Below are 24,512 nucleotides of genomic sequence, written 5' to 3'. Positions count from 1 at the left end.
GGAATCGACGCCTGAGGCGTTGAGGCAGAGTCAGCCGGGAAGACCGGGGATGGTCGACAGTTCCGGAAGGTTCATCCCGATCTGATCCCTGCAGAACGAGCCGGTCGCGGCGCCGACGATGATCGCGCCCTGCCCGGCGTCCTTGCCTTCGATGTTCTGAGCCACTTCCAGAACGGACTTGCCCGCCTTGAGGTCGGCACATGCCTGCTCGCCCACGGCGACGGCCTCGTCTTCGTTGGCGAAGGTGATGTTGGAGGCCTCGAGCGCCTTGAGGTATGCAGCGCGGTCGGTCGAGTCCGACGACGATCCGTCGTCACTGCACGCTCCGAGGAACGCAGCACCGGCGATCACCGGGGCGATGAAGAGCAGTCGTGCACGCATGGGAGATGTCCGATCTGTAGGAGGCGTGACGAGAGTACCGGGTGTCGGTCAGGACACCGTGACCGCGTCCGCCGCCGTGGACTTGGCCCACTTGTAGTCGGCCTTGCCCGCAGGGGTCCGCTTGACCTCGTCGACGAAGACCACGGTGCGCGGGACCTTGTAGCGCGCCAGCGTCTGACGGCAGTGCTCCTGCACATCCTCCAGGGTCGGCTCGTCGAAGCCCGGGTTCAGCGATGCGACAGCCGCCACTCGCTGGCCGTACTTCGGGTCGGGCGCCGGCACGACAAGCGCGTCCGCGATCGCCGGATGACCGTGCAGCGCGCCCTCGACCTCTTCGGCGTACACCTTCTCACCACCGGTGTTGATGCACTGGCTGCCACGACCGAGGAAGATGATGCTGCCGTCTTCGCGGACGTACCCCATGTCGCCGAGCACCGAGATCCGCGTGCCGTCGGAAAGGGTCGGGAACGTGCGGGCGGTCTTCTCCGGGTCCTTGTAGTACCCGAGCGGGATGTTGCCGATGCGGGCGATGTGGCCCACCTCGCCCGGCGTGGTGATGCGGTTGAACTGCTCGTCGACGACCATCATGCGGTCGGTCGGCGGCACCATGAGGTTGCCGTTCTCGTCCATCTTGATCTCGCCGTCGTTGCCCGACTCCGAAGCACCGAAGTTGTCGCGCAGCAGGAGTTCCGGCTTCACTGCGAGCATGCGGTCGCGCACGCTCTGGCTCCACAGCGCGCCACCCGAGGTGATCGAGAACAGCGTCGAGAAGTCGGCGGTGTCCTTCTGCTTCTCCATCTCGTCGGCGAGCGGCATGCCCATCGCGTCGCCCACGATGAGGATCATCTGGGTCTTGTCGCGCCCGATGTTGCGGATCATCTTCTCGGCGTCGAAGTCGCGCTCGAGGATCAGGCGGCTGCCGAGCGAGATGAACGTGAACAGCGAGTACGACGCTGCGCCGTGCATCAGCGGGGCGGCGATGAGGAACGACATCGACGGGAAGTTCTGGACCTCACGTGCGAGTTCTTCCAGATCGGCGCGCGGCGGGCCGTACGGGTTGCCACCCGAGATCGGCTTGCGGAAGAAGTCGTCGTGCTGCCACATGACGCCCTTCGGGTACCCGGTGGTGCCGCCCGTGTAGATCATGTAGATCTCTTCGCCGTTGCGGGCGTCGAAATCGCGCTCGGACTGCTGGGTCTTGTAACCGTCGAAGTCGACGATCTCGACTGTGCGTCCCTCGAGAGCGGCAGCGGCAGCGGTCAGTTCGTCGACGACGTCGCCGATCACGAACACCGTGCGCAGCAGCGGCAGCTTGGCCATCAGCTCGGCGACGCTGCGCTGGTGCTCAGGCAGCTCGACGACGATCGCCGCCGAGTCGGAGTTGTCGAAGATGTACTCGAGTTCGGCGTCGGTGTAGCGGTAGTTCACGTTCACCGGCACGGCGCGGATCTTGATCAGACCGAGAAGCGACGTCACGTGCTCGACGCTGTTCTTCAGGTACAGCGCGACATTGTCGTCCTTGCCGACGCCGTGTGCAGCGAGGTTGTGCGCCACCTGGTTGGCCAGCCCGTCCAGCTCCGCGTAGGTGATGTCGGTGCCGTCCCACGTGAGGACCACACGCTCGGGAACGGCGTCCGCAACGGTCTCGAAGACGTCTGCGAGGTTGAACTTCATCTTTCTAGATTCTCCTTGGGAGGGCCGAGCAATTCGGGTGGTGGTCAAGCGGTGAGGACGAGGCCGGACGTCGGAACACCCGTGCCTGCGGTGACGAGGACCTGCGATGCGCCCTCGACCTGGTTGACGGAGTCGCCACGCAGCTGGCGGACGGCCTCGGCGATGCCGTTCATCCCGTGGATGTACGCCTCACCGAGCTGGCCGCCGTGTGTGTTCAGAGGCAGTCGGCCGCCGACTTCGAGGGCTCCGGGCTCACGGACGAAGTCCTTGGCCTCGCCGCGTCCGCAGAATCCGAGCTCTTCGAGCTGGATGAGCGCATACGGGGTGAAGTGGTCGTACAGGACCGCCATGTCCATGTCGTCGGGCCGGAGGCCGGACTGCGCCCACAGCTGCCGACCGACCAGACCCATCTCCTCCAGAGCAGGCAGATCGTCGCGGTAGTAGCTGGTCATGATGAACTGGTCGCGCCCACTGCCCGACGCGGCGCCCGCGATCGACACCGGCTTCTGCTTGAGGTCCTTCGCGCGCTCCGGGGAGACGACGACGATCGCGACACCACCGTCGGACTCCTGGCAGCAGTCGAGCAGATGGAGAGGCTCGGCGATGTATCGCGACGCCTGATGGTCCTCCAGGGTGATCGGCTTGCCGTAGAAGAACGCGTTCGGGTTCACCGCGGCATGCTTGCGGTCGACGACGGCGACGCGGCCGAAGTCTTCACTCGTCGCTCCGTACTCGTGCATGTACCGCTGAGCCGTCATCGCGACGAACGCCGCGGGCGTCGACAGGCCGTGCGGGTACGAGAACGCGTTGTCGGTGCCCGAGGAATTCTCCTGGTTGGCGACAGCGGCGCTGACCTGGCCGAACCTGTTTCCCGACCGCTCGTTGAACGCGCGGTAGGCGACCGCGACGTCGCACACGCCGGTCGCGACGGCCATCGCCGCCTGCTGCACCGTGGAGCACGCCGCGCCGCCGCCGTAGTGGATGCGGGAGAAGTACTTGAGCTCCGGGATGCCCACCGCGCGAGCGACGGCGATCTCGGTGTTGGTGTCCATCGTGAACGTGACGAGACCGTCGACGTCGTCGGCGGTCAGGCCCGCGTCGGCCAACGCCGCGTTGATGGCCTCGGCGGCCAGACGCAGCTCGCTGCGGCCGGAGTTCTTCGAGAAATCGGTGGCTCCGATGCCTGCGATCGAGGCCTTGCCGGAGAGAGTCCTGCTCATCACGCCTCCTGGCTGGTGAAGACGACAGTCGAGATGACGTGCTTGCCGAGCGAGTTGGTGCCCGTGACGGCGACGGTCACCCGATCGCCGTCGACAGCGGTCACCTCACCGGTGAAGGTCAACGAGTCGTAGGCGTACCAGGGCACGCCCAACTTCAAGTTGATCGACCCGATCCGCGCCGACGGGCCCGCCCAGTCGGTGACGAACCGCTCGACCAACCCGGTGTCGGTGAGGATGTTGACGAAGATGTCCTTCGACCCCTTCTGATGCGCGAGGTCCCGGTCGTGGTGCACGTCCTGGAAGTCGCGGGTCGCGAGGGCGGTGGCCACCACGAATGTCGGGGTGGCGTCGATGGTCAGCGGCGGCAGCGCGGCGCCGACGGCGATCGTGGTCACTTGGCTGCTCCTGCCGGAGTGAAGGCGTACAGAGTCCACGCGTCGGCGACTCCGTCGGTGGTGGATCCCCCGTCGCTGCGCTCGCCCGCGGGGAAGTCCAAGAACGTCACCTCGACCTCGAGCCCGATGCGGACGTCGGCCGGATCGATCCCGCGGAGTTCGCCGAGCATGCGGACGCCCTCCTCGAGCTCCACCAGTGCCACTGCGAACGGCAACGAGCGGCCGGGCACCTTCGGCGCGTGATGAATCACGTGGCTGTAGACGGTTCCGCGACCAGACGACACGACGTAGTCGGTGGTGCCGAACTCACCGTCCTCACCGCGCGGCTTCCACGTGGCGGGGATCGGCGGGTGACGCAGCGACCCGTCGTCGAGCTTCTGAATGCGCAGCTCATGGGCTGCGACACCGTCCCAGAAGAAGGCAGTGTCACGGGACTTGGACGGCTTGATGAGCTTGGCCGGGTCGAGGTCGGGCGTCGCGCTGACCGGCTCGGTCTTCGCCGCGGGCCGGAACTTGAGGATGCGGAAATGCATCTCCGCGACGAGTTCGTCTCCCACCGACCAATTGTTCTTGGTCGTGAAGAACCAGCCCTCGCCGAGAGCCGTGTTCTTAGGACCCACGACGTCGACGAGCTCCGACGAGATCGTGACCTCTTCGCCGGGCGAGGTGTAGCGGTGGTAGACGGTGTCGCAGTTGGTCGCGACCACCGAGGTGTATCCGGCCTCGTCGAACAGCTCTGTCGCCAGGCCCAGCGGATCGTCATCGGCGCGGACACCGTGCAGACCGCGCATGGTCCACACCTGGGCCATCGCGGGCGGGGCGACGACGCCGTCGTGGCCTGCCGCGCGGGCCGCGTCGGCGTCGACGTAGATCGGATTGTCGTCGCCCATCGCCTCGACCCAGTTGTGAATCATCGGCTGGTTGATCGGATCGCGGCCCTTCTTGGGCGCGCTCGCGCCCTTCGCCTTGATCGCATCCGCTGCGGTGCGGATCTCGTCGTGCGTCATCGTCATCGCTTCACCCTCGGCAGACCGAGACCGGCGGTGCCGATCATGTCTCGCATCACTTCGTTGACGCCGCCGCCGAACGTGATCACGGCATTGCGCTTGGCCATCATGTCGAGCCAGTCGACGAGATCGGCCGTCGTCTCGTCGGTGAAGTCGCCGTACCGGCCGACGATCTCGTCGGCCATCCGGTGGATCGTCTGCACACGCTCGGTCGCGAACACCTTCGTCGCCGCGGCCGACGCCATCGAGATCTCACCGCTCGACGCGACCTCCCAGTTAAGCAGTTCGTTCAGACGCTCGTATGCGCCGATCGTCGCGAGCGCGCGTCGGACGTCATCGCGGCTGTTCACCGGCTCGCCGTCGACCTGCGCGGTGGCAGCCCAGTCGCGGACCTTGTCGGCGACGCCGCCGATGCGTCCCGACGGGCCGAGCATCACACGTTCGTGATTGAGCTGGGTGGTGATCAGCTTCCAGCCGTCGCCCTCTTCGCCGACCCGCATCGAGACGGGAACCTTCACGTCGCTGTAGTACGTCGCGTTCACGTGATGCGCGCCGTCCGCGGTGATGATCGGGGTCCACGTGAAACCGGGATCACGGGTGTCCAGGATCAGGATCGTGATGCCCTTGTGTTTGGGGGCGTCCTGATCGGTCCGGCAGGCGAGCCAGATGTAGTCGGCGTCGTGGCCGCCGGTGGTGAAGATCTTCTGCCCGTTGACGATGTAGTTCTCGCCGGTCTCGTCCAGCGTCGCCTTCGTGGTCAACGACGCGAGGTCGGTGCCCGCGTCGGGTTCGGTGTAGCCGATCGCGAAATGCACGTCGCCCGCGAGGATGCGCGGCAGGAACAGGTCCTTCTGCTCCTGGGTGCCGTACTTCTGCAGCGTCGGCCCGACGGTCTGCAGCGTGACCGACGGCAGCGGAACGTCGGCGCGGACCGCCTCGTTGGTGAAGATCTGCTGTTCGATCTCACCGAAGCCCTTGCCGCCGAACTCCGCGGGCCAGCCGACCCCGAGCCAACCGTCGGCGCCCATCTGCTTGATCACCTTGCGGTACGCGGGACCGTGACGCTCCACGCGCATGGTGCGCGCATCGTCGTCGGAGATGAGGGTGGAGAAATAGGTGCGCAGTTGGTCACGGAGGGCCAGCTGAGCCTCGGTGAACGCGATGAACATGCCGTCACCGGTGTCAGCCCCGGCGCCCGAGCCTGCCGGGTCGGTGTCGGCGAGGACCGCGAGGGTGCGATCGACGCCGCCGACAAGACGACCGAGATCCTTGGTGATGGAGAAGTAGCGATGCAGCGGGTAGGTGACGTCGACGCCGATCCCGCCGTGCAGGTGGGTCATGGTCCGCATCGTCGCCGGAAGCTCGGACGCGATCCAGTACATCGCGGTCGCGAGGTCGCCCTGCGCGTCGCGGCTCTGCGCCAGTTCCCAGGCCGCGGCGGTGCTCACCAGGCCGAGGGTCGCAGAGATGACGTAGACGTCGGCGAGCTGCTGCCCGACCGCCTGGAACGTGGCGATCGGCTTGCCGAACTGATGCCGGGTCGAGACGTGCTCGGCAGTGCGCGCGATCGCACCGGCCAGCAGTCCGTCGGCGTAGGCCGCGAGCAGCGCACGGTAGACGTCGACAAGAGGCTGCGGATTGTCGGAGACCACCCGGTCGGCGCGAGCACGGTCGAACCGGACGGTGTACTCGCCCCAGCCGGACGACGCGGTGGTCCTGGTGACAGTGACTCCGTCGGCCGCCGGATCGACGACTGCGATGCCGCCTGCTGCGGCGACGACCAGTGCTGTCGCCCCGTCGGCGTGCAGGACACCTGTCTTGACACCGGTCAGCACGCCGTCGACAAGCGTCGTCGACAGTCCCTCACCGAGTGCTCGACCCGGTTCGCCGACCGCAACCGCGAAGCGTCCCTCCGGATCGGTCGACGCCCCCACGAGACCGGCGGCGAGAGTGCCGATCAGCGGTGTGACGACTGCGTCACGACCGGCACGCACCACGAGTGGTCGGAGCGCGTCGACACCGAGGTCGTCACCGCCGAACTCCTCGCTGAGCGGCATCGCGGTGACGCCTGCGTCGACGAAGCCGCGCCATGCGGCGGCGTCGAAGCCGCTGTCGGCGAATTTTGTCTCCCAGTCCGGCTGCAAGCGCTTGACGACGTCGTCGGCGACGTCGGACACGGCTGCGGCCGCGGGGTCCAGAGTGAAGTCCACCCGGCACCTCCTGAAGGTAAATTAGAACGTGTTCCATTTGTAGCAGATGGTGAATGCCTCTACCTAGCACTTGCTTGGTTAGCGCGCAGTCAGCCTCGCGGGAGGCCGAGAATTCGCTCTGCCGCCGCGTTCTTAAGGATCTGCGTGGTTCCGCCCGCAATCGACAGACACCGATTGAGCAGCAGCAACTCGGTCGCCGACGAACTCGACAGACCCTCGACGCCGAGCAGATCGGTGGCGAACTCCGGCACCGACTGCCGATGCACCACACCGATCAGTTTTCGGACGCTCGACGTCGCGCCGGGATCGGTCCCCGACAGCCTCTGGACCACCGACCGTGCGTCGAGCACTCGCCCGATGTGCGCATCGGCGACGATCCGACCGAGTTCACGCGACTGCTCCGCGCTCAGTTCCACGCCGTCGATCTGACGCAGCAACGCGTCGACCTCCTTGCCCAGACCCGAACCGCCCATGGCCACGCGCTCGTTCGCGAGTGTTGTGCGCGCCAGTCGCCAGCCGCCGTCGACCGGCCCGACGACCATCTCATCGGGCACGAACACGTCGTCGAGAAACACTTCGTTGAACATCGCGCGGCCGGTCAGCTCTCGCAATGGACGGATGTCGATCCCGGCGGCCGCCATGTCGACGAGGAAGTAGGTGATGCCCTTGTGCTTCGGCACGTCGGGGTTGGTGCGCGCCAGGCACACGGCCCACTGCGACATGTGCGCCTCCGACGTCCAGATCTTCTGACCGGTGAGACGCCATCCGCCGTCGACGCGGACGGCTTTGGTGCGCAGCGATGCGAGATCCGATCCGGCCTCGGGCTCGCTGAACAGCTGGCACCACCGGATGTCGCCCGCGAGGGTCGGCGCGACGAACTTCTCGCGCTGAGCGTCCGTGCCGTGTTCGAGGATTGTCGGCAACGCCCAGCCCGCGATCACCAGGTCGGGGCGGGCGACGCCCACCCTGTCGAGTTCGGCGTCGATGAGCAGTTGGAGCGCCGGATCGGCGGCCAGACCGTATGGCTCCGGCCAGTGCGGTGCGAGCAGTCCGGTGCGGGCCAGCGCCGCGCGACGCTCCGACTCCGGTGCGGCCGCGACCTCGTCGGCGGCGGCGGCGATCGCAGGCCGCCGATCCTGGACGGACTCGAGGTCGAGCGAGAACTCGCGTCGGGAACCCTCCCGCCCGAGGCGGCCGAGTTCGGCACGCGCGGCCGATCCCTGGCCGAGGAGCATGCGGGTGGCGAGCGCCGACCGCAGGTAGAGGTGTGCGTCGTGTTCGAATGTGAAGCCGATTCCGCCGAGGATCTGGATGGCGTCCTTGGCGTTCGCGGGTGCGAGATCGGCGACGAGCACCGATGCGGCGAGACGGCTCAAGGCCGCCTGCGCACGCTCGCCGTCGTCGATCGCCGACGCCAGATCCCACGCGGCGGCGGTCAGCTGCTCGCTCCGGCACAGCATGTCGGCGCAGATCTGTTTGACGGCCTGGAACGATCCGATCGGCGCCCCGAACTGAGTGCGGACCTTCGCGTAGTCGACGGCCACGTCCAGGACGTGCCGTGCGACGCCGGACTGGTAGGCGGTGAAGCCGAGCACGAGGAGGTCGACGAGGAGCTCTGCGTCGTCGATCCGTACGAGCGAACCGTCGGTCAGACCCGAGAGACGCACCCGATGCGGGATCGCCGTGCCGTCGAGCGGACCGTCCATGACGGTGGCGTCGACACCTGCGGGCTCGATCGCGTACCAGCCGCTCGCGCCGTCGACGACAAGCGGAGCCAGCACGAGCGCGTCGTCCACCCACGCGGGTACCGGACCCAGATCAACCGATCCGTCGGTCAGCGTCAACGGCACCGCACCGCTGATCGCCGACGCCGGGACCACCACGGGCCGCTCCCCGGCCATGAGCGCTTCGGCGACCTCAGCCCCCTGCGCGGCGAGGACGTACGCACCGGCGACGGTCTGCGCCAACGGCCCCGGGACCAGCGACGATCCGCACGCTTCCAGCATCACGGCGACGTCTTCCAGACTGCCGCCCGCACCTCCCGCATCCTCGGCGACACCGGCCATGAACACGCCGAGTTCACCGATCTGGCCGAAGAACTCGCGCCATGACGCACCCCCGCCGTCGATGTCGGCACGGACGGCCTCGGCGACGGATCGGGCCGCCGCCCAGTCGGTCACGCTGTCGGCTACCACTCGTTGGTCGGATGACGTGGCGATACTCACGGGAGTTTCCTCTGCGTTTCGGTTGTTGCAAGCAATTAGAACCTGTTCTAATGACACCTAGGGTGTACACCATCGAAGTGCCGCTGCCAACCAGCGGCCGCCCGATATCGAGGGGGAATCCGCACATGGCAGGCCCGGCCACCAGCACAAGCGACGTCGAAGCACCGACGCCGCCGCCAACTCCGGCACCCACCTCGGGCGCCGAGGTCGGATCGGCTGCGCAGCGCGAGCGGCGCAGGCGGATCCTCGACGCCACACTCGCACTCGCCTCCAAGGGCGGATACGACGCGGTGCAGATGCGCACCGTCGCAGAGAAGGCCGACGTCGCCGTCGGCACCCTGTACCGGTACTTCCCGTCGAAGGTCCATCTCCTCGTGACAGCGCTCGCGCGCGAACTGGAACGAGTGGAAGGCCGCGTCGACCGCACACAGCTCCCGGGCGACGACCCGATGGCTCGACTGCGCCACGTGCTCGACATGATCACCTATGCGATGCAGCGCGATCCCCTCCTCACCGAGGCGATGACGCGGGCGTTCATGTTCGCCGACGCATCGGCCACCAGTGAGGTCGACCGAGTCGCCAACACCATCGACCGTCTCCTCGCGGGCGCGATGCTCGACCCCGCGGATGCCGAGGCCGAGCCGTCCGAGCACGAACTCGCGATCGCACGCGTCATCTCCGACGTGTGGATGTCGAACCTCGTGCAGTGGCTCACCCGCCGTGCATCGGCCACCGACGTCACCACTCGCATGGCATTGACGATCCGCCTTCTACTCGACAAATAGAGCGATCTTCCCGCTCAACGGGAACGCGTCACCTCCAGCGACATGACCGAGGTCACTATCGAGTCATCAGGACCCTTCCGGGCCCTGGCGAAGAACTCGATGGAGGACACGCATCATGTCTGCACCCACCCAGGACGACGAGTTCCGGACGATCGAATCGGCCGGAGCCCCCACCCGATTCGCACGCGGATGGCACTGCCTCGGCCTGCTGAAAGACTTCCAGGACGGCAAGCCCCACCAGGTCAAGGCGTTCGGAACCCAGCTCGTCGTCTTCCAGACGGAGAGCGACGGCGCGATCAAGGTGCTCGACGCCTACTGCCGCCACATGGGCGGCAATCTCGCCAAGGGTGAGGTCAAGGGCGATTCGATCGCCTGCCCGTTCCACGACTGGCGGTGGGGCGGCAACGGCCGCTGCACCGGAATCCCGTACGCGCGCCGCGTGCCGCCCGTCGCCAAGACCCGCTCGTGGCCGACCCTCGAGCGCAACGGCCAACTGTTCGTCTGGCACGACCCGCAGGGCTCCAAGCCGACCGACGACGTGACCATCCCCGTCATCGAGGGCTACGGCACCGACGAGTGGACCGACTGGCAGTGGAACTCGATCGTCGTCGAGGGCTCGCACTGCCGCGAGATCGTCGACAATGTGGTCGACATGGCGCACTTCTTTTACGTCCACTACTCGTTCCCGACGTTCTTCAAGAACATATTCGAGGGACACGTCGCCGGTCAGTTGATGAACTCTCTGCCTCGCGACGACATCAACGTCGGCACCAACTACGACGATCCCGACTCACGCCTGGAGTCCGAAGCGTTCTACTACGGGCCGTCTTACATGATCGACGTCCTCCGCAACTACGCGAACGGCATGTTGATCGAGACCAACCTGATCAACTGCCACTACCCGGTCGACGAGAACTCGTTCGTTCTGATGTACGGCGCGAGCGTCAAGAAGCCCGCGGGCATGGCGGCCGACGAAGCCGACGCGATGGCCGCGCAGTTCGCCCAGGGCGTGAAGGTCGGATTCGAGCAGGACGTCGAGATCTGGCGCGACAAGGCCCCGATCGACAATCCCCTCCTGTCCGAGGAAGACGGCCCCGTGTACCAGCTCCGCCGCTGGTACAAGCAGTTCTACGTCGACGTCGAGGACATCACCGACGACATGACCAACCGCTTCGAGTTCGAGATCGACACCACGCGTGCCGTCGAGAGCTGGGAGAAGGAGGTCGCGGACAACATCGCCGCAGGCCGCATCGTCAACACCGTCTCCTGACCCAGCCCCTCCCCTCCTTCACACTCCACTAACGAGGAATCATGACCCGACCCATTGAGAACATCGAAGCGATCGCCGACCAGATCCGCGATCAGGGCCCCGAGGCCGAAGATCTCGGCCGACTGCCCGACGAGACCGCGAAGAAGCTGAAGGCCTCCGGCGTGATGAAGCTGCTCGCGCCCGCACAGTACGGCGGCCTCGAAGCACATCCGCGCGAATTCGCCGAGACCGTCATGAAGGCCGCGAGCCTCGACGGCGCCACCGGATGGGTGTGCGGCATCGTCGGCGTCCACCCGTGGCAGATGGCGTTCGCCGACCCCAAAGTGCAGGAAGAGGTGTGGGGCGAGGACGACAACACCTGGATCGCGTCGCCGTACGCACCGACCGGCATCGCCCGCCCCGTCGAGGGCGGCTACATCTTCAACGGCCGCTGGCAGTTCAGCTCCGGCACCGACCACTGCGACTGGATCTTCCTCGGCGCGATGCTCGGCACTCCCGAGGGCGACATGGCGTTGCCGCCGACCATGCTGCACATGATCCTGCCGCGCAGCGACTACACGATCGTCGAGGACTCCTGGAACGTCGTCGGCCTCAAGGGCACCGGATCCAAGGACATCATCGTCAAGGACGCTTTTGTCCCGTCGTACCGCGTGATGAACGGCGACCACGTGATCGACGGAACCGCACAGGCAGAGGCCGGCATGACCTCGACACTCTTCAAGATGCCGTGGTCGTCGATGTTCCCGCTCGGCATCACCTCCGCCGTCATCGGCATCGCCGAAGGCGCCCTCGCATGCCATCTCGATTACCAGCGCGACCGTGTCGGCGCCCAGGGCGTCGCGGTGAAGGACGATCCGTACAACCTCTTCGCCATCGGCGAGGCCGCGGCCGACATCAACGCCGCCCGCCAGGAGCTGTTGGCGAACGTCGACCGGATCTTCGACATGGTCGAGGCAGGCAAGGAGATCACCTTCGCCGACCGTGCAGCGGGTCGACGCACTCAGATCCGGGCCGCCTGGCGCGCGGTGATGGCCGTCGACCAGATCTACGCGCGGTCCGGCGGCAACGCACTCCGGATGGACAAGCCGCTGCAGCGCTTCTGGCGCGACGTGCACGCCGGCCTGAACCACGCGATCCACGTGCCGAGCACCCCGTACCACGCGTCCGCTCTGGCCTCCATGGGCCTGGAGGTCCCGGACAACCTCCGCTCGATGATCTGACTCCCTCCCCGCACAGAAAGACCGCAACATGACCGACATCAAGAGCCTTGGCTACATCAAGGTCCAGACCCACGACATGGACCGCTGGCGCACCTTCGCGTTCGACGTCCTCGGCTTCGCGAAGGGCTCCGGCCCCGATGAGAACGCGCTCTACCTGCGGATGGACGAGCGTGCAGCACGCATCGTCGTCGTCGAGGGCGAGACCGACGAGATCGTCACCATCGGCTGGGAGGTCCGCGACGGCAAGGCGCTCGCACGCGTCCGTGAAGCCGTCACCGCCGCGGGCGTGAACGTCACCGACCTGTCGAACGACGAGGCGGACGCTCGCCGCATCGAGGCCGGGATCTCATTCACCGACCCCGCGGGCGCGACTCTCGAGGTCTTCCACGGACCCATTCTCGATCACAGCCCGATCGTGACCCCGTTCGGTTCCACGTTCGTGACCGGCGGCCAGGGACTCGGCCACGTCGTGCTCCCGGTGATGGACCTGAACGGCGCGTTCGAGTTCTACCAGGACGTGCTCGGCTTCCTGCCCCGCGGCGCGATGCGCATCCCCGCACCGCCGGAGTACGGGCCGGTCCGCATTCGGTTCATGGGCGTCAACGAGCGCCATCACAGCCTGGCGCTGTGCCCGGCGCCGCACGGCGGCGCGCCCGGCCTCATCCACGTGATGGTCGAGGTCGACACGCTCGACGCCGTCGGCCAGGCGCTCGACCGTGTTCTGAAGGACGGTTTCTCCCTGTCGTCGACGCTGGGCCGCCACACGAACGACAAGATGGTGTCGTTCTACGTCCGCGCGCCCGGCGGCTGGGACATCGAGTTCGGCTGTGAGGGCATGAAGGTCGACGAGGCCCACTACACGTCGGAAGAGATCACCGCCGACAGCTACTGGGGCCACGACTGGTCCGGAAGCGAGCCGCTCGCAGCGATGTGACGGTGCCACCAACCCGCCCGTCGAGCGGAGTCGAGACGTAGTGCGTCATCACGCGAGAGGGAGCCGTGTTGCCCACCCCACGGGGGAGCACGGCTCCCTTTCTCGTATCCGGGAGACCCCGCTGACCTGCGCTTTCAATGAAGTCGGCGTCATATTCGAAGAAAAACGTGACACAGGCCTCAGTGAGCGCTATTCTCAATATGCCTAATCGAAATACCGAGGTCACAGCCTTGATCTCAGTCGGTTAGGCAATGACACTCAGCCCCCACCCTCCTGGAGAGTCATGACCGACAACACTCCCAACGCCGTCCTCGACCGCGTCTCCCTCGTCCTCGACGCCTTCGAAGGACACGCCCGTCAGAACCTCGCCGAGATCGTCCGCCGCACCGGACTGCCCCGGTCGTCCGCCCACCGCATGCTCGAACGCCTCGTCGCGCTCCGCTGGCTCCGCCGCGACGGTCGCGACTACGAGCTCGGCATGCGCCTGGTGGAACTCGGTTCCCTCGCAGTGCATCAGGACCGCCTGCACTCGGCCGCCATGCCGTTCCTCCACGAGCTCCACCGGATGACGGGCTTCGTCATTCACCTCGCAGTCCTGCAGGGCAGCGACGTGGTGTACCTCGAGAAGATCGGCGAAGGCCTCGGCAAGGCGCTCCCCACCCGCGTCGGCGGCCGCCAGCCCGCACACTGCACGGCCATCGGCAAGGCGCTGCTCGCACACACCGACGACATCGACCAGAGCGCACCGCTGGAGCGCCGCACGCGCTTCTCGATCGCATCGTCGTCGGCATTGACTGCCGAGCTCGCGAAGGTTCGCGCGCACGGCGTCGCGTTCGAACGCGAAGAGGCGGTCGCGCGATTCGGCTGCGTCGCGGTGCCGATCGGCGAACCCGGACAGGCCGTCGCCGCGATCTCGATGTGCGGCCCGATCGAGAAGATGACCTTCGACAACCGTCTCGCATCGCCCCTGCGGATGGCCGCGCTCGGCATCTGGCGGAACACCGCGGACGACGCGGTCCGCATCACGCCTACCCTCCAGCAGCGACGCGGCTTCCTTCCCGCGGCGCAGCGCCCCGTCGCCTGACCGCGAGATCCCCTGCTCTAACCGACGCCGCTCCCGATCATTCGGGGGCGGCGTCGTTCGTCGCTGCGGCGGCCTCAGCGGCGGCTCGCGCCATCGCGTCCACCTCACGCCAGCGTTCCGGGGCAGGCGGAATGAGGCGCCCGTTCTCATCGAGTGCAGGCGTCAACGCCGCGTACGTCGCGTCGATCTCGTCGTAGAGGTCCTGCGCCAGCTCCAGTTCCGCCTGATAGTGCCGGTGCGCCCAGCGAAGTGCGAGCCTCGGATACGCCCATGACGGTTCGATCGTCGCCAACTCGCCGTCGTTCTCGGCCGTCTTGATCAGGTCACGAAGCTGGTCCATGTAGTCGGTCAGAATCGCCTTCAGACGGTCCGGGGAGCTCAAGTGCCCGAGCCAGATGCGCATCAATACCGGGTGTTTGAGAATCGGGAGGTCGACCGGCCCGGTCATCACCCATTCTTCGAGCGCGCGATGACCTTCCTCAGTGACCGCGTACAGTCGGCGCGACCGCTCGCCTGCACTCTTCTCCGTCCACGACTTCGCCAAGCCCAACTTCTCGAGGCGTTTCATCTCGCTGTACACCTGGCTGAACGACGGACTCCAGTAGAAATGGCCGATCGACCAGTCGGCCCACTTCTTCACGTCGTAGCCTGATCCGCTCTCGTTGGAGCTGAGCAGACCGAGGACCGCCCAGCCGGTCGGAGGGATGTCGGGGAGAGGCCGGCTCTCGCCGTCGGAATCATCCTGCACTTCCTGATCGTAACAACGCAGTGACGCGCGCTCGTGCCTGCAACCAGTCACCGGGAGGCACGTCGCCCCAGGTTGCAGACGACTTCGGCACCCGTCGACCGCATCGAGCGGCGGCGGGTGCCGAAATTGGGGACGAGCAGTCTCAAATAGGTCAGAGGAGTTGGAAGCCCTCGTAGTCGTTGGCTGCGACCTTCGCGATGATGTCGCCGTACGCTCCGAACCCGCCGACGAACGGCATGAACACTCGCGGACGACCGGGAATGTTGGCCCCGAGGTACCAGGAGTTGGCCTGAACCATGAGGGACCCCTCCGCCCGACGCCTGCACTCGTCGACCCACTCGTCGACTGCCTCGGCGCGAGCTTCGAAACCGACCGAGCCCGAGTCGTCGACATGAGCGATCGCATCGGAGATCCAGTCGACGTGCAGTTCCGAGTGCAACACCATGTTCGCCAGCACCGACGGGCTGCCGGGACCGGTCAAGTTGAACAGATTGGGGAACCCGGCGATGCCGAGCCCGAGGTACGTGCGTGGACCGGCCGCCCACTCGTCGTTCAGCGTCCGGCCGCCACGACCGACGATGTCGATCTTGGCCACAGAGCCGGTCATCGCGTCGAAGCCGGTCGCGAGCACCAGTACGTCGATGTCGTGATGGCGCCCGTCCGCGGTGACCACGCCAGTCGCGTCGATCCGCTCGATGGGGGCCTTCCGCAAGTTCACCAGTTCGACGTTGTCGCGGTTGTATGTCTCGAAGTATCCGCTGTCGGTGCAGATCCGCTTGGTGCCGATCGGGTGATCAGACGGGATCAGATCGGCCGCGACCTCGGGATCGTCGATCACCGCGCGTACCTTCGACTCCCAGAACTCACGGGCGGGGACGTTGGCGTCGAGTGACGTCAGCTGGTCGGGGAACGTCTTGCTGAACAGGACTCCGCCCAGTTCCCAGCGTTCCTCGTACGCCGCCTGACGTTCCTGTTCGGTCGCGTCGAGCGTGTTCTTCGGGTACGCCATGTGCGGTGAGCCTCCGCCGCTCGCCATCGACAGTCGTCGACGCTCCGCGTAGTCGGCCTTCTGCGCTGCGCGATCGGCGTCGGACAGAGGCCGGTTCCCGGCGGGAATGCTGTAGTTGGCGGTGCGCTGGAACACCGTGAGGTGATCGGCCTGCTTCGCGATCTCGGGAATCGACTGGATTCCGGACGACCCGGTTCCGATGACTCCGACACGCTGCCCGGTGAAGTCGACCTGCTCGTGCGGCCACTGTCCCGTGTGCAGCACGGGACCGGCGAAGTCGTTGATCCCGTCGATCGCCGGGATGTTCGAGTTCGACAGCGGCCCGAGCGCCAGGACGACCCACCGAGCGGTCACGGTCTCACCGGTGTCGGTCCTCACCGTCCACGTCAGTGTGTCCTCGTCGAGGGCGATCTGCTCCACCCTGGTGTTGAGGCTGATGTCGCGGTACAGGTCGAACCGTGTGGCGACGTGATCCACGTACCGGAGGATCTCGGGCTGGGTCGCGTACTTCTCGCTCCAATTCCACTCCTGCTGGAGGTCCTCGTCGAACGAGTACGAATAGTCGACGCTCTCGACGTCGCAGCGGGCGCCGGGGTAACGGTTCCAGTACCAGACACCGCCGATGCCGCCGCCGGCCTCGAACAACCGGACGCTCTTGCCGTCCGAACGCAGGCGGTGCAGAGCGTACAGCCCACCGAAACCTGCACCGACAACCACCACGTCGACGTCTACGGACTCCACAGTCTCACTCACGCTGCGCCTCTCGTCACTGTGCCGGGACCTCCCCGACCAACAGCAACGACGCTAAGACCATCGCAGCCGGGTAGACAGCGTGATTCCCGCTCACCGGTACGTCCCGGTCACCGGGAAGCCGCCGTCGCCAGTGTTGCCGCGCGGCTTACCGTCGGCGTCGAACGACATTTTCGTCATGAGTCAGGAGTGGACCGTTGAGCGTGGACTGGACGCAGGAGTACGACGTCGTCGTGGCCGGATCGGGAGGCGGCGGCATGTGCGGCGCCTACACGGCCGCGCGTGAGGGCCTGTCGGTCCTCCTGGTGGAGGCGTCCGACAAGTTCGGCGGAACCACCGCCTACTCGGGAGGCGGAGGCGTCTGGTTCCCGTGCAACCCGGTACTGATGCGGGCGGGCACCGACGACACGATCGAGGACGCCCTCACCTACTACCGCTCGGTGGTCGGCGACCGCACTCCGGCCGATTTGCAGGAGACCTACGTCCGGGGCGGCGCACCGCTCATCGAGTACCTCGAACAGGACGAGAACCTGAAGTTCGAGATGCTGCCGTGGCCCGACTACTTCGGCAAGGCGCCGAAGGCCCGGCTCGACGGACAGCGCCACACGATGCCGACGCCGTTTCCCGTCTCCGATGCGCCCGCCTACAAAGACGTGGTGCGCGGTCCTCTCGACGTCGACCGACTCGGTGCGCCGACTCCCGACTACTACATCGGCGGACGTGCTCTGGTCGCCCGCTTCCTGATGGCGCTCGAACCTCGTGACAATGCGACGTTGCAGCTCAACACGGCTCTCGTCGACCTGGTGACCGAAGACGGCGAAGTGACCGGCGTGATCGTCGAACGCGACGGAAAGCGCGAGGCGATCCGCGCTCGCCGCGGCGTGCTGCTCGCTACCGGCGGATTCGAAGGCAACGACACCATGCGCGCCGAATACGGTGTGCCCGGCGTGGCCCGAGACACGATGGGCCCGGCCACCAACACCGGACAGGCCCACAGGGCGGGCATCGCCGCGGGCGCAGCCACCGACCTGATGGATCAGGCATGGTGGTCCCCCGGTCTGACGCACCCGGACGGCCGGTCGGCGTTCGCTCTGTGGTTCACCGGCGGCATCTTCGTCAACCAGAACGGCGAACGTTTTGTGAACGAGTCCGCACCGTACGACCGCCTCGGCCGCGACGTCCTCGATCAGATGGCCGCAGGAGAGGTGACGCTCCCGTTCTGGATGATCTACGACGACAAGGAAGGCGAAGTGCCACCGTGCAAGGCGCCGAACGTGTCGTTCTCCCCCACTCAGGAGTACGTCGACGCAGGCCTCTGGCACACGGCGGACACACTTGAGGAACTCGCCGCAAAGATCGGCGTCCCGGCTGATGCACTCGTCGCCACCGTCGAGAAGTACAACGGCCACGTCCCGACCGGTGTCGATCCCGACTTCGGGCGCGGCGACGAGGCCTACGACCGCGCGTTCTCCGGCGGCGAGCCGCCGCTGGTGACCGTCGATCAGGGACCGTTCCACGCTGCGGCGTTCGGCGTCTCCGACCTCGGGACGAAGGGCGGACTCACCACCGACGTCACCGGCAACGTGCTCCGCGCCGACGGATCCGCGATCACGGGCCTGTACGCGGCGGGCAACACGATGGCCGCACCCAGCGGCACCGTCTACCCCGGTGGCGGCAACCCCATCGGCACGTCGATGCTGTTCAGCCACCTGGCAGTTCGCGCGATGGCCGACGCGAAGCAGGAGGCTTCGGCATGAAGACCGAATACGACGTCATCGTCGTCGGCAGTGGTGCAGGCGGACTGACTGCGGCCTTGGCGGCCGCCGATCGCGGCCTGTCGACGCTCATCATCGAGAAGGCCGACGTCTACGGAGGCAGCACGGCATTGTCGGGCGGCGGCGTGTGGATCCCGAACAGCCCGCAGCTGGAGCGCATCGGCATCGTCGACAGCCGAGAGAGCGTGCGCGGCTACCGCGGAACGCAACGGACTGTCCGTCCTGTTCCGCGCGGGCAACGAGATGACACGCGTCGCCTACCTGGAATCCGCTGACCAGCCGGGTCTGATCGTGGAGTACATCGAGGGCGGCATGATGCGTGAACTGATCGCCGCGGGCGTCGCCGCCGCCCGCCACTGGGACGGGACCGATCCCGTCCGTGAACTCGGCTGACCCCAGCCCGACTACAGGAGAGACCCATGTCCGAACCCGACATCAACGCCACCATCCGCACCTACCTGGACACCGTCGCCACCGGCGACGCCGCAGCTGTCGCCGCGCTCTACGCACCCGACGCGACTCTCGAAGACCCGGTCGGCTCCGACGTCCGGCGTGGCCGCGACGCGATCGCCGAGTTCTACGGCGGCCTCGCAGGCGCCGAGCTCACCACCGAGTTGCTGACCGCGCGCGTCTGCGGGCTGCAGGCGGCGTTCCATTTCCGCGTCGTCACCACCGCGGGCGATGCGAAGTACATCGTCGAACCCATCGACGTCATGACGTTCGACGCCGACGGCCTCATCACCTCGATGCGCGCCTTCTGGGCGCCGTCCGACATGACCGTCGCCTGAGAAGAGAAGGTGTGAAAGATGCACGAGATAAGTTGCGGGACCTGCACCAACCGTGTCTTGGTTGAGAAGTTCAGCCCGACGCACACGAGCGTGCAATGGCTCGACGATTCAGAGAACGCATGCCCCGAGTTCGCCGAGCGAGTCGCGCGCGGCGAGAAGACGCAGAACATCCCCACCTGCCTGGCCTTGCGCGACGCCATCGAGAAGGCCGTCCACGACGGCAAGCTCGGCACCGCTGACCTCCGTCGCGAGCCCGTTCCCGGACTCATCGGCTGACACCAGAACATCCACTTCAGGAGTAGAAACATGACGGACGTCGACTACGACGCCACGCTTCGAGAACTGCAGACGCCCCAGGGCGTTCTGCGCTATCACGAGTACGGCGACGGTCCTCCCCTCGTACTGCTGCACGGTTCGGGCCCCGGTGTGACCGGCTGGCGCAACTATCGCGGCAATCTCGGCCTGCTCGGCGAACACTTCCGGTGCCTCGTCCTCGAGTTCCCCGGCTTCGGCGTGAGCGACGACTGGGGCGGCCATCCCATGGTCACCGCCGGAGGCGCACTCGGCGCATTCGTCGACGCGCTCGGGTTGGACACGTTCGACGTCGTCGGCAACTCGATGGGCGGAGGCGTCGGCATCGGCTACGACATCGCGAACCCCGGCCGCATCCGTCGTCTCGTCACCATCGGCGGCATCGGGCGGAACATCTTCAGCCCGGGTCCGGGCGAAGGCATCAAACTCCTCCAGGAGTTCACCGAGAACCCCACCCGCGAGGGTCTGATCCAGTGGCTGCACTCGATGGTCTACGACCCTGCAGTCGTCACGGATCAACTCATCGAGGAACGCTGGGCGCTCGCCACCGAACCCGGCACGTTGGAGAGCGCGCGCCGCATGTACAGCAAGGCCGCATTCGCCGCGATGATTCAGGCGATGAACGCCTCCGACGCTCCGCCGCAGTGGGCGATGATGCACAAGGTGTCGGCGAAGACCCTGCTGACCTGGGGTCGAGACGATCGAGTGAGCCCGCTCGACATGGCTCTCGTGCCGATGCGCACCATCCCCGACGCCGAACTCCACGTGTTCCCGAACTGTGGCCACTGGGCGATGATCGAGGCCAAGGCGGCCTTCGAACGCACGGTGATGGGCTTCCTGCTCGAGTCCTGATTCTCGGGGCCTTTCGACTCAGAAGAGAACTCCGCTCGAGGAACACTGGTTCCTCGAGCGGAGTTCTCTTCTGCTCGCGTGAGCGCCGCGGGCCGAAAGGCCCTGACGCTACCGCTGAGTGCTGCCGGCGTCGACGGGGAGCGTCACCGCGGTGATGTAACGTGCCTCGTCCGACGCCAGGAACAGACACGCGTTGGCGACGTCGACCGGTTCGATCCACGGGATGTCGAGCATGTTCATAGTCCTGGCCGACGCCGCGAACTCCTCCTCGGTGGGGCTCCGATCGAGGTCGGGGCGGAACCCGCGAGCGACGACGTCGTTCCGGATCATCGGTGTGTTCACATTGGTCGGGTGGACGGTGTTGACTCGGATCCCGTACTCGGCCGTCTCCTGCGCGAGTGAGCGCATCAGACCGACCACACCGTGTTTGGCAGCCACGTAGTGCCCGACTCCGTACAGTCCGCGCAGCCCCGCGATGGAACTGATCAACGTGATCGAGCCGCTTCCGCGCGTGATCAGGTGCGGCACAGCGGCCTTCGTCGTCTGCCAGACACCGGTCAGGTTGACGTCGATCATGGTGCGCCATTGATCCTCGGTCATCTCCGACGTCATTCCGCGCGAGGTGATTCCCGCAGTGGCGCACACGGTGTCGAGCCCGCCGAGTTCGGCGACGCCTGCGTCGACGGCGGCGCGGAGGGCGGTGCCGTCGCGGACGTCGACGACGCCCTCGACGAACCGTCGCCCCTCTGCGCGGACTGCCGCCGCGGTCTCCGCGAGGTCGTCGCGCGTCGCGTGCGGGATGGAGACGGTGTCGACGGGACCGCACAGGTCGATGCCGATCACGTCGGCGCCCTCCTGTGCGAACCGCACCGCCTGAGCGCGTCCGATGCCGCGTGCCGCGCCGGTGATCAGCGCGACCTTTCCTTGTAGACGTCCACTCATGTCAGATCACTTTCTGGGTCAGGCCCGCGTCGACGACGATCTGGGTTCCCGTCACGTAGCGGGACTCGTCGCATGCGAGGAAGAGAACTGCGTTGCTCACGTCTTCGGCGTCCACCCACGGCACCGGCAGCAGGTTTCGGCCGCCGAGTTCACGTGCCGCGTCGTCGAGGGTGGGATTGTCGAGGTCGGGGCGCAGCTTGGCGAACACCTCGTCGTTGAGGATCATCGGCGTCGCGACGGAGCCGGGGTTCACCGTGTTGACGCGGATTCCGGAGGCGCCGAGTTCGTTGGCGAGCGTTCGCATGAGGCCGACGACGGCGTGTTTGCCTGCGGAGTAATGCGCCACCCGCGCGCCGCCCTTGTGTCCGTTGACCGAGCTGATGATGACGATCGACGCTCCCGACTTCAGGTGCGGCAACGTCGCCTTGACGGTGTTCCACACGCCGGTGAGGTTGACGTCGATAGGACGCTGCCAGTCCGCGTCGTCGAGTTCCCACGACAGGGCTGCCGACGGGTAGATCCCGGCATTCGCGACCACCGTGTGCAGCTGACCGTCGGCGCCGATGGCGTTCTCGACGGCCTCCCGGACGCTGTCCTGCGAGGTCACGTCCGCATGCCCAACGGTGCAGCGGCCTCCGACGCCTGCGATGAGACCGGCCGTCTCGGCAAGGCCCTCGTCAGCCGCGGGCAGGTCGAGCGCGATGATCTCCGCGCCCTCCTGCGCCAGCCGGACCGCGTGGGCTCTGCCCATGCCGCTCGCCGCGCCCGTCACGAGCACGGTCTTTCCGTCCATTCGTTTTGTTGATGAGGTCATTCGCCGAATGTAAATCGGGACGGGCACCCGAATGGGTGTCCGTCCCGATCAGCGGAACCTCTGGCCTCAGGCGAAGCCCGGCAAACCTCGGACAAGCGCCCACATCTGTGCGCGAGCGGCGGGAGTGAGCGAGAACTGGGCGAATGTCAGTACGCCGTGAAACAGTCCGTCGAAGCGGTGGAAGGTCACGGGGACTCCGGCCGCACGGAGTGTGTCCGCGTACGCCTCGGCGGAGTCGCACAATGCGTCGAGTTCGGCTGGAGCGATCACCGCGGGCGGCAGCCCCTCGTGCGAGGACGCCCGGGTCGGGTCCACCAGCGCCGAGTCGCGCCCGGTGGGAGCGTAGTTGTTCCAGTACCACTCGAGCGACGCCACATCGTTGTAGTACCCCTTGGCGTACTCCGTGTACGACGCGGTTCCCGAGCCCTCGCCGAGCACCGGGTAGATGAGGACCTGACCCGCAATCCGCGGTCCGCCGCGGTCCCGGGCCGCGATGCTGACTGTCGCCGACAGGTTTCCTCCGGCACTGTCCCCGGCGACGGCGATGCAGGTCGGATCGCCTCCGAACTCGCCGATCGACGCTGCCGCCCACTCGACGGCGGCATACATGTCCTCCATCGCGGCGGGGGCGGGGTTCTCCGGTGCGAGCCGATAGTCGACGGATACGACAATCGTCTCGGTGTTGTGCGCCATTGCCCGGCAGAACTCGTCGTGAGTGTCGAGGTTGCAGAACACGAAGCCGCCGCCGTGTGCGAACACGATGACGGGCAGCGCTCCGGTCCGCTCCTGCCGATGCGGGACGTAGACGCGGAGCGCGAGCGGTCCGCCCGGTCCGTCGATCGACAGGTCGGTCAGCGATGCGAGATCGGGTTCGGTGACGCGGGGCCCACGACGCGCTTCGATCGCGGCGCGGGCTTCGGCGCCCGTCATCTGCGACACCGTCGGAAACCCTTCGTCGAGTCGTGCGAGCATCTCCTCAACGTCGGGATGCAGGTCGGTTCGGCGTGTGCCCATGTCGTCTCCTCGTCGGCGGTCACCGCACGCTAGCGCGGCGGAAAGGCCGACCTCGACGCCCGCTCCCGCCCAGCGGGATCAGATCCGCGCGAAGCTCTCCCGCGACACCGTGAACCCTTTCCCATCAGGTGTGACGCACCGGAATCCGGCAGTGCTCGACGAGCACGTCAGTGTTCCGCCCGACACGGGCACGGTTACCTTCTCGCTGTACTGGAGGACACCGTGCGGCGTCGCCCATTGACCTTGCAGCGTGGTCGTGCAGGCCCCGGTGGGCCGCCACATGAACACGTTGGAGTTGGCGGTCTCATACTGAGCGGGATAGATCCCACAAACCAGATCCTTCGAGACCCGATGCGGCGCATTGGGCGTCTCACACCGAAACGACGTCTCGTGCGACACACAGACGATCGCACCGGTCGGCGACTGGAAAGCCGACTGATTTCCACTCCGGAACCGCTCGAGAGGGACCGTCGACCCGCTCGACGTCGACGTCGTCGGCACCGCGCCCGTCGAAACGAACGACGTGATGTAGGTGCGCGAACCCTGATCCGGGATGGACGCTTGCACGCTGGTCCCAGACTTTCGATAGGGCACGTCCGCCCACGACTCCGGATCGATCCCACGCTCTCGAAGGTCCAATTGGACGTCGAGTTGGTTGCCGGACCACTGCGTCACACGGATCGTCTGCATGACGTATGGACGCGGGTCGACGACTGGCGAACCGTTCACGAACACCACCAGAATCTGCCCCGTCGACGAGCCTGTGCCTGCAGGCCCGGAGGCATCGCCGAGAGATCCGTCGTAGACACGGAAACCGAAGCAGCTGTCGCCGCCACTCTGGGTCGGCTTCTCCGGATGGAAGTACGTTCCGGACTGGCTTGTCGTGAACGGCCCGGTGACCTCTGGAATGGCGTCAGTGCATGAAGTCGCCTGACTGCTCGCACCTGCAGTCACGGTGACCGTCGCGACGCCGTCGGGCGAGGTCTCGGTGGAATCACCGCATGCCGCCAAGATCATCATCAGGACGACCACGAGAACTGTCGCTGCCTGCCCACGCATTCGTCTCCCCATACACCGAACTGTATCGGTCGGGTACGACAAAT

23 protein-coding genes and 1 pseudogene are annotated in these 24,512 nt (G+C 66.6%); 11 read left to right on the top strand and 13 right to left on the bottom strand.

The window, feature by feature from the left end; translation table 11 throughout:
* Positions 1 to 30: 30 nt before the first annotated feature.
* The 7 genes from GM1_RS10370 to GM1_RS10340 form a co-directional block, all read right to left on the bottom strand.
* The gene (locus tag GM1_RS10370; protein WP_008378585.1) at positions 31 to 381 is read right to left on the bottom strand and encodes a DUF732 domain-containing protein; all 351 of its coding nucleotides are present in this window, start codon (positions 379 to 381) and stop codon (positions 31 to 33) included.
* A 48-nt stretch (positions 382 to 429) separates the two neighbouring features.
* The gene (locus GM1_RS10365) at positions 430 to 2,055 is read right to left on the bottom strand and encodes an AMP-binding protein (protein WP_008378584.1); all 1,626 of its coding nucleotides are present in this window, start codon (positions 2,053 to 2,055) and stop codon (positions 430 to 432) included.
* 44 nt (positions 2,056 to 2,099) lie between these two features.
* Entirely contained in the window at positions 2,100 to 3,275 is a 1,176-nt protein-coding gene (locus tag GM1_RS10360; RefSeq protein WP_008378583.1) for a lipid-transfer protein, read from the bottom strand.
* Positions 3,275 to 3,670, bottom strand: coding sequence for a MaoC family dehydratase (locus GM1_RS10355; protein WP_008378582.1), 396 nt, complete (start codon positions 3,668 to 3,670; stop codon positions 3,275 to 3,277). Before GM1_RS10355 ends, GM1_RS10360 begins: the two co-directional genes overlap by 1 nt.
* Positions 3,667 to 4,683 (bottom strand): bifunctional MaoC family dehydratase N-terminal/OB-fold nucleic acid binding domain-containing protein, encoded by a 1,017-nt coding sequence (locus tag GM1_RS10350; RefSeq protein WP_008378581.1) that lies wholly within the window; start codon positions 4,681 to 4,683, stop codon positions 3,667 to 3,669. Before GM1_RS10350 ends, GM1_RS10355 begins: the two co-directional genes overlap by 4 nt.
* Positions 4,680 to 6,887, bottom strand: a complete 2,208-nt coding sequence (locus GM1_RS10345) for an acyl-CoA dehydrogenase family protein (protein ID WP_040519827.1) — start codon at positions 6,885 to 6,887, stop codon at positions 4,680 to 4,682. The genes GM1_RS10350 and GM1_RS10345 overlap by 4 nt, the downstream gene beginning before the upstream one ends.
* An 89-nt stretch (positions 6,888 to 6,976) precedes the next feature.
* Positions 6,977 to 9,112: an acyl-CoA dehydrogenase family protein gene (locus GM1_RS10340; RefSeq protein WP_008378579.1), complete on the bottom strand. Its 2,136-nt coding sequence runs from the start codon at positions 9,110 to 9,112 to the stop codon at positions 6,977 to 6,979.
* Positions 9,113 to 9,237: 125 nt separating this feature from the next.
* On the opposite strand from GM1_RS10340, the gene kstR reads away from it, so the two are divergent.
* The 5 genes from kstR to GM1_RS10315 all read left to right on the top strand — a co-directional run bounded on the left by kstR (position 9,238) and on the right by GM1_RS10315 (position 14,405).
* Positions 9,238 to 9,897, top strand: coding sequence for a cholesterol catabolism transcriptional regulator KstR (gene kstR, locus GM1_RS10335; RefSeq protein WP_008378575.1), 660 nt, complete (start codon positions 9,238 to 9,240; stop codon positions 9,895 to 9,897).
* 115 nt (positions 9,898 to 10,012) lie between these two features.
* Positions 10,013 to 11,167, top strand: a complete 1,155-nt coding sequence (locus tag GM1_RS10330) for a 3-ketosteroid-9-alpha-monooxygenase, oxygenase component (RefSeq protein ID WP_008378573.1) — start codon at positions 10,013 to 10,015, stop codon at positions 11,165 to 11,167.
* Between the two features lie 41 nt (positions 11,168 to 11,208).
* Positions 11,209 to 12,387: an acyl-CoA dehydrogenase family protein gene (locus tag GM1_RS10325; RefSeq protein WP_008378565.1), complete on the top strand. Its 1,179-nt coding sequence runs from the start codon at positions 11,209 to 11,211 to the stop codon at positions 12,385 to 12,387.
* 28 nt (positions 12,388 to 12,415) lie between these two features.
* Complete coding sequence (gene bphC / locus GM1_RS10320; protein WP_008378564.1) at positions 12,416 to 13,321, top strand: biphenyl-2,3-diol 1,2-dioxygenase; 906 nt, start codon at positions 12,416 to 12,418, stop codon at positions 13,319 to 13,321.
* Between the two features lie 283 nt (positions 13,322 to 13,604).
* Positions 13,605 to 14,405: an IclR family transcriptional regulator gene (locus GM1_RS10315; protein WP_008378563.1), complete on the top strand. Its 801-nt coding sequence runs from the start codon at positions 13,605 to 13,607 to the stop codon at positions 14,403 to 14,405.
* A 37-nt stretch (positions 14,406 to 14,442) separates the two neighbouring features.
* On the opposite strand, the gene GM1_RS10310 is transcribed toward GM1_RS10315, so the two are convergent.
* On the bottom strand, positions 14,443 to 15,153 hold the full coding sequence (locus tag GM1_RS10310; RefSeq protein WP_008378562.1) for a PadR family transcriptional regulator: 711 nt from the start codon (positions 15,151 to 15,153) through the stop codon (positions 14,443 to 14,445).
* Positions 15,154 to 15,304: 151 nt separating this feature from the next.
* On the bottom strand, positions 15,305 to 16,915 hold the full coding sequence (locus tag GM1_RS10305; RefSeq protein WP_008378561.1) for a flavin-containing monooxygenase: 1,611 nt from the start codon (positions 16,913 to 16,915) through the stop codon (positions 15,305 to 15,307).
* A gap of 200 nt (positions 16,916 to 17,115) precedes the next feature.
* On the opposite strand from GM1_RS10305, the gene GM1_RS10300 reads away from it, so the two are divergent.
* The 6 genes and pseudogenes from GM1_RS10300 (at position 17,116) to GM1_RS10275 (ending at position 20,639) form a co-directional block, all read left to right on the top strand.
* A complete protein-coding gene (locus GM1_RS10300; RefSeq protein WP_008378560.1) occupies positions 17,116 to 18,669 on the top strand; it encodes an FAD-binding protein in 1,554 nt (517 codons plus the stop codon).
* A pseudogene (locus tag GM1_RS10295) lies at positions 18,666 to 18,884 on the top strand (FAD-dependent oxidoreductase); the annotation flags it as partial. The gene GM1_RS10300 and the pseudogene GM1_RS10295, both read left to right, overlap by 4 nt.
* Before the next feature lie 46 nt (positions 18,885 to 18,930).
* Positions 18,931 to 19,080, top strand: coding sequence for a hypothetical protein (locus GM1_RS10290; RefSeq protein ID WP_174316872.1), 150 nt, complete (start codon positions 18,931 to 18,933; stop codon positions 19,078 to 19,080).
* 26 nt (positions 19,081 to 19,106) lie between these two features.
* On the top strand, positions 19,107 to 19,475 hold the full coding sequence (locus GM1_RS10285) for an SgcJ/EcaC family oxidoreductase (RefSeq protein WP_008378558.1): 369 nt from the start codon (positions 19,107 to 19,109) through the stop codon (positions 19,473 to 19,475).
* Between the two features lie 18 nt (positions 19,476 to 19,493).
* Positions 19,494 to 19,751, top strand: coding sequence for a hypothetical protein (locus GM1_RS10280; RefSeq protein WP_008378557.1), 258 nt, complete (start codon positions 19,494 to 19,496; stop codon positions 19,749 to 19,751).
* A gap of 30 nt (positions 19,752 to 19,781) precedes the next feature.
* The gene (locus GM1_RS10275; RefSeq protein WP_008378556.1) at positions 19,782 to 20,639 is read left to right on the top strand and encodes an alpha/beta fold hydrolase; all 858 of its coding nucleotides are present in this window, start codon (positions 19,782 to 19,784) and stop codon (positions 20,637 to 20,639) included.
* A gap of 108 nt (positions 20,640 to 20,747) precedes the next feature.
* Here GM1_RS10275 and GM1_RS10270 read toward each other — a convergent pair whose 3' ends face one another.
* From GM1_RS10270 to GM1_RS10255, 4 genes are all read right to left on the bottom strand, one after another.
* Positions 20,748 to 21,581 carry a mycofactocin-coupled SDR family oxidoreductase gene (locus tag GM1_RS10270; RefSeq protein ID WP_008378555.1) on the bottom strand — a complete coding sequence of 278 codons (834 nt, stop codon included), beginning with the start codon at positions 21,579 to 21,581 and terminating at the stop codon, positions 20,748 to 20,750.
* A gap of 1 nt (position 21,582) precedes the next feature.
* On the bottom strand, positions 21,583 to 22,395 hold the full coding sequence (locus tag GM1_RS10265; protein WP_040519825.1) for a mycofactocin-coupled SDR family oxidoreductase: 813 nt from the start codon (positions 22,393 to 22,395) through the stop codon (positions 21,583 to 21,585).
* Positions 22,396 to 22,461: 66 nt separating this feature from the next.
* Positions 22,462 to 23,409 carry an alpha/beta hydrolase gene (locus GM1_RS10260; protein ID WP_008378552.1) on the bottom strand — a complete coding sequence of 316 codons (948 nt, stop codon included), beginning with the start codon at positions 23,407 to 23,409 and terminating at the stop codon, positions 22,462 to 22,464.
* Between the two features lie 78 nt (positions 23,410 to 23,487).
* Positions 23,488 to 24,480: a hypothetical protein gene (locus tag GM1_RS10255; RefSeq protein WP_157435939.1), complete on the bottom strand. Its 993-nt coding sequence runs from the start codon at positions 24,478 to 24,480 to the stop codon at positions 23,488 to 23,490.
* Positions 24,481 to 24,512: the final 32 nt, after the last annotated feature.

Source organism: Gordonia malaquae NBRC 108250 (assembly GCF_000344135.1).
Classification (GTDB): domain Bacteria; phylum Actinomycetota; class Actinomycetes; order Mycobacteriales; family Mycobacteriaceae; genus Gordonia; species Gordonia malaquae.
The sequence above is the reverse complement of the archived record's forward strand: the minus strand, read 5'-3'. Positions and strand labels throughout refer to the sequence as shown.

Coding starts and splice junctions, on each gene's coding strand:
- GM1_RS10330 (WP_008378573.1), top strand. CDS start 10,013: ATGTCTGCACCCACCCAGGACGACGAGTTCCGGACGATCGAATCGGCC.
- GM1_RS10280 (WP_008378557.1), top strand. CDS start 19,494: ATGCACGAGATAAGTTGCGGGACCTGCACCAACCGTGTCTTGGTTGAG.
- kstR (WP_008378575.1), top strand. CDS start 9,238: ATGGCAGGCCCGGCCACCAGCACAAGCGACGTCGAAGCACCGACGCCG.
- GM1_RS10325 (WP_008378565.1), top strand. CDS start 11,209: ATGACCCGACCCATTGAGAACATCGAAGCGATCGCCGACCAGATCCGC.
- GM1_RS10265 (WP_040519825.1), bottom strand. CDS start 22,395: ATGACCTCATCAACAAAACGAATGGACGGAAAGACCGTGCTCGTGACG.
- GM1_RS10270 (WP_008378555.1), bottom strand. CDS start 21,581: ATGAGTGGACGTCTACAAGGAAAGGTCGCGCTGATCACCGGCGCGGCA.
- GM1_RS10365 (WP_008378584.1), bottom strand. CDS start 2,055: ATGAAGTTCAACCTCGCAGACGTCTTCGAGACCGTTGCGGACGCCGTT.
- bphC (WP_008378564.1), top strand. CDS start 12,416: ATGACCGACATCAAGAGCCTTGGCTACATCAAGGTCCAGACCCACGAC.
- GM1_RS10370 (WP_008378585.1), bottom strand. CDS start 381: ATGCGTGCACGACTGCTCTTCATCGCCCCGGTGATCGCCGGTGCTGCG.
- GM1_RS10290 (WP_174316872.1), top strand. CDS start 18,931: ATGACACGCGTCGCCTACCTGGAATCCGCTGACCAGCCGGGTCTGATC.
- GM1_RS10350 (WP_008378581.1), bottom strand. CDS start 4,683: ATGACGATGACGCACGACGAGATCCGCACCGCAGCGGATGCGATCAAG.
- GM1_RS10255 (WP_157435939.1), bottom strand. CDS start 24,480: ATGGGGAGACGAATGCGTGGGCAGGCAGCGACAGTTCTCGTGGTCGTC.
- GM1_RS10260 (WP_008378552.1), bottom strand. CDS start 23,409: ATGGGCACACGCCGAACCGACCTGCATCCCGACGTTGAGGAGATGCTC.
- GM1_RS10360 (WP_008378583.1), bottom strand. CDS start 3,275: ATGAGCAGGACTCTCTCCGGCAAGGCCTCGATCGCAGGCATCGGAGCC.
- GM1_RS10285 (WP_008378558.1), top strand. CDS start 19,107: ATGTCCGAACCCGACATCAACGCCACCATCCGCACCTACCTGGACACC.
- GM1_RS10315 (WP_008378563.1), top strand. CDS start 13,605: ATGACCGACAACACTCCCAACGCCGTCCTCGACCGCGTCTCCCTCGTC.
- GM1_RS10275 (WP_008378556.1), top strand. CDS start 19,782: ATGACGGACGTCGACTACGACGCCACGCTTCGAGAACTGCAGACGCCC.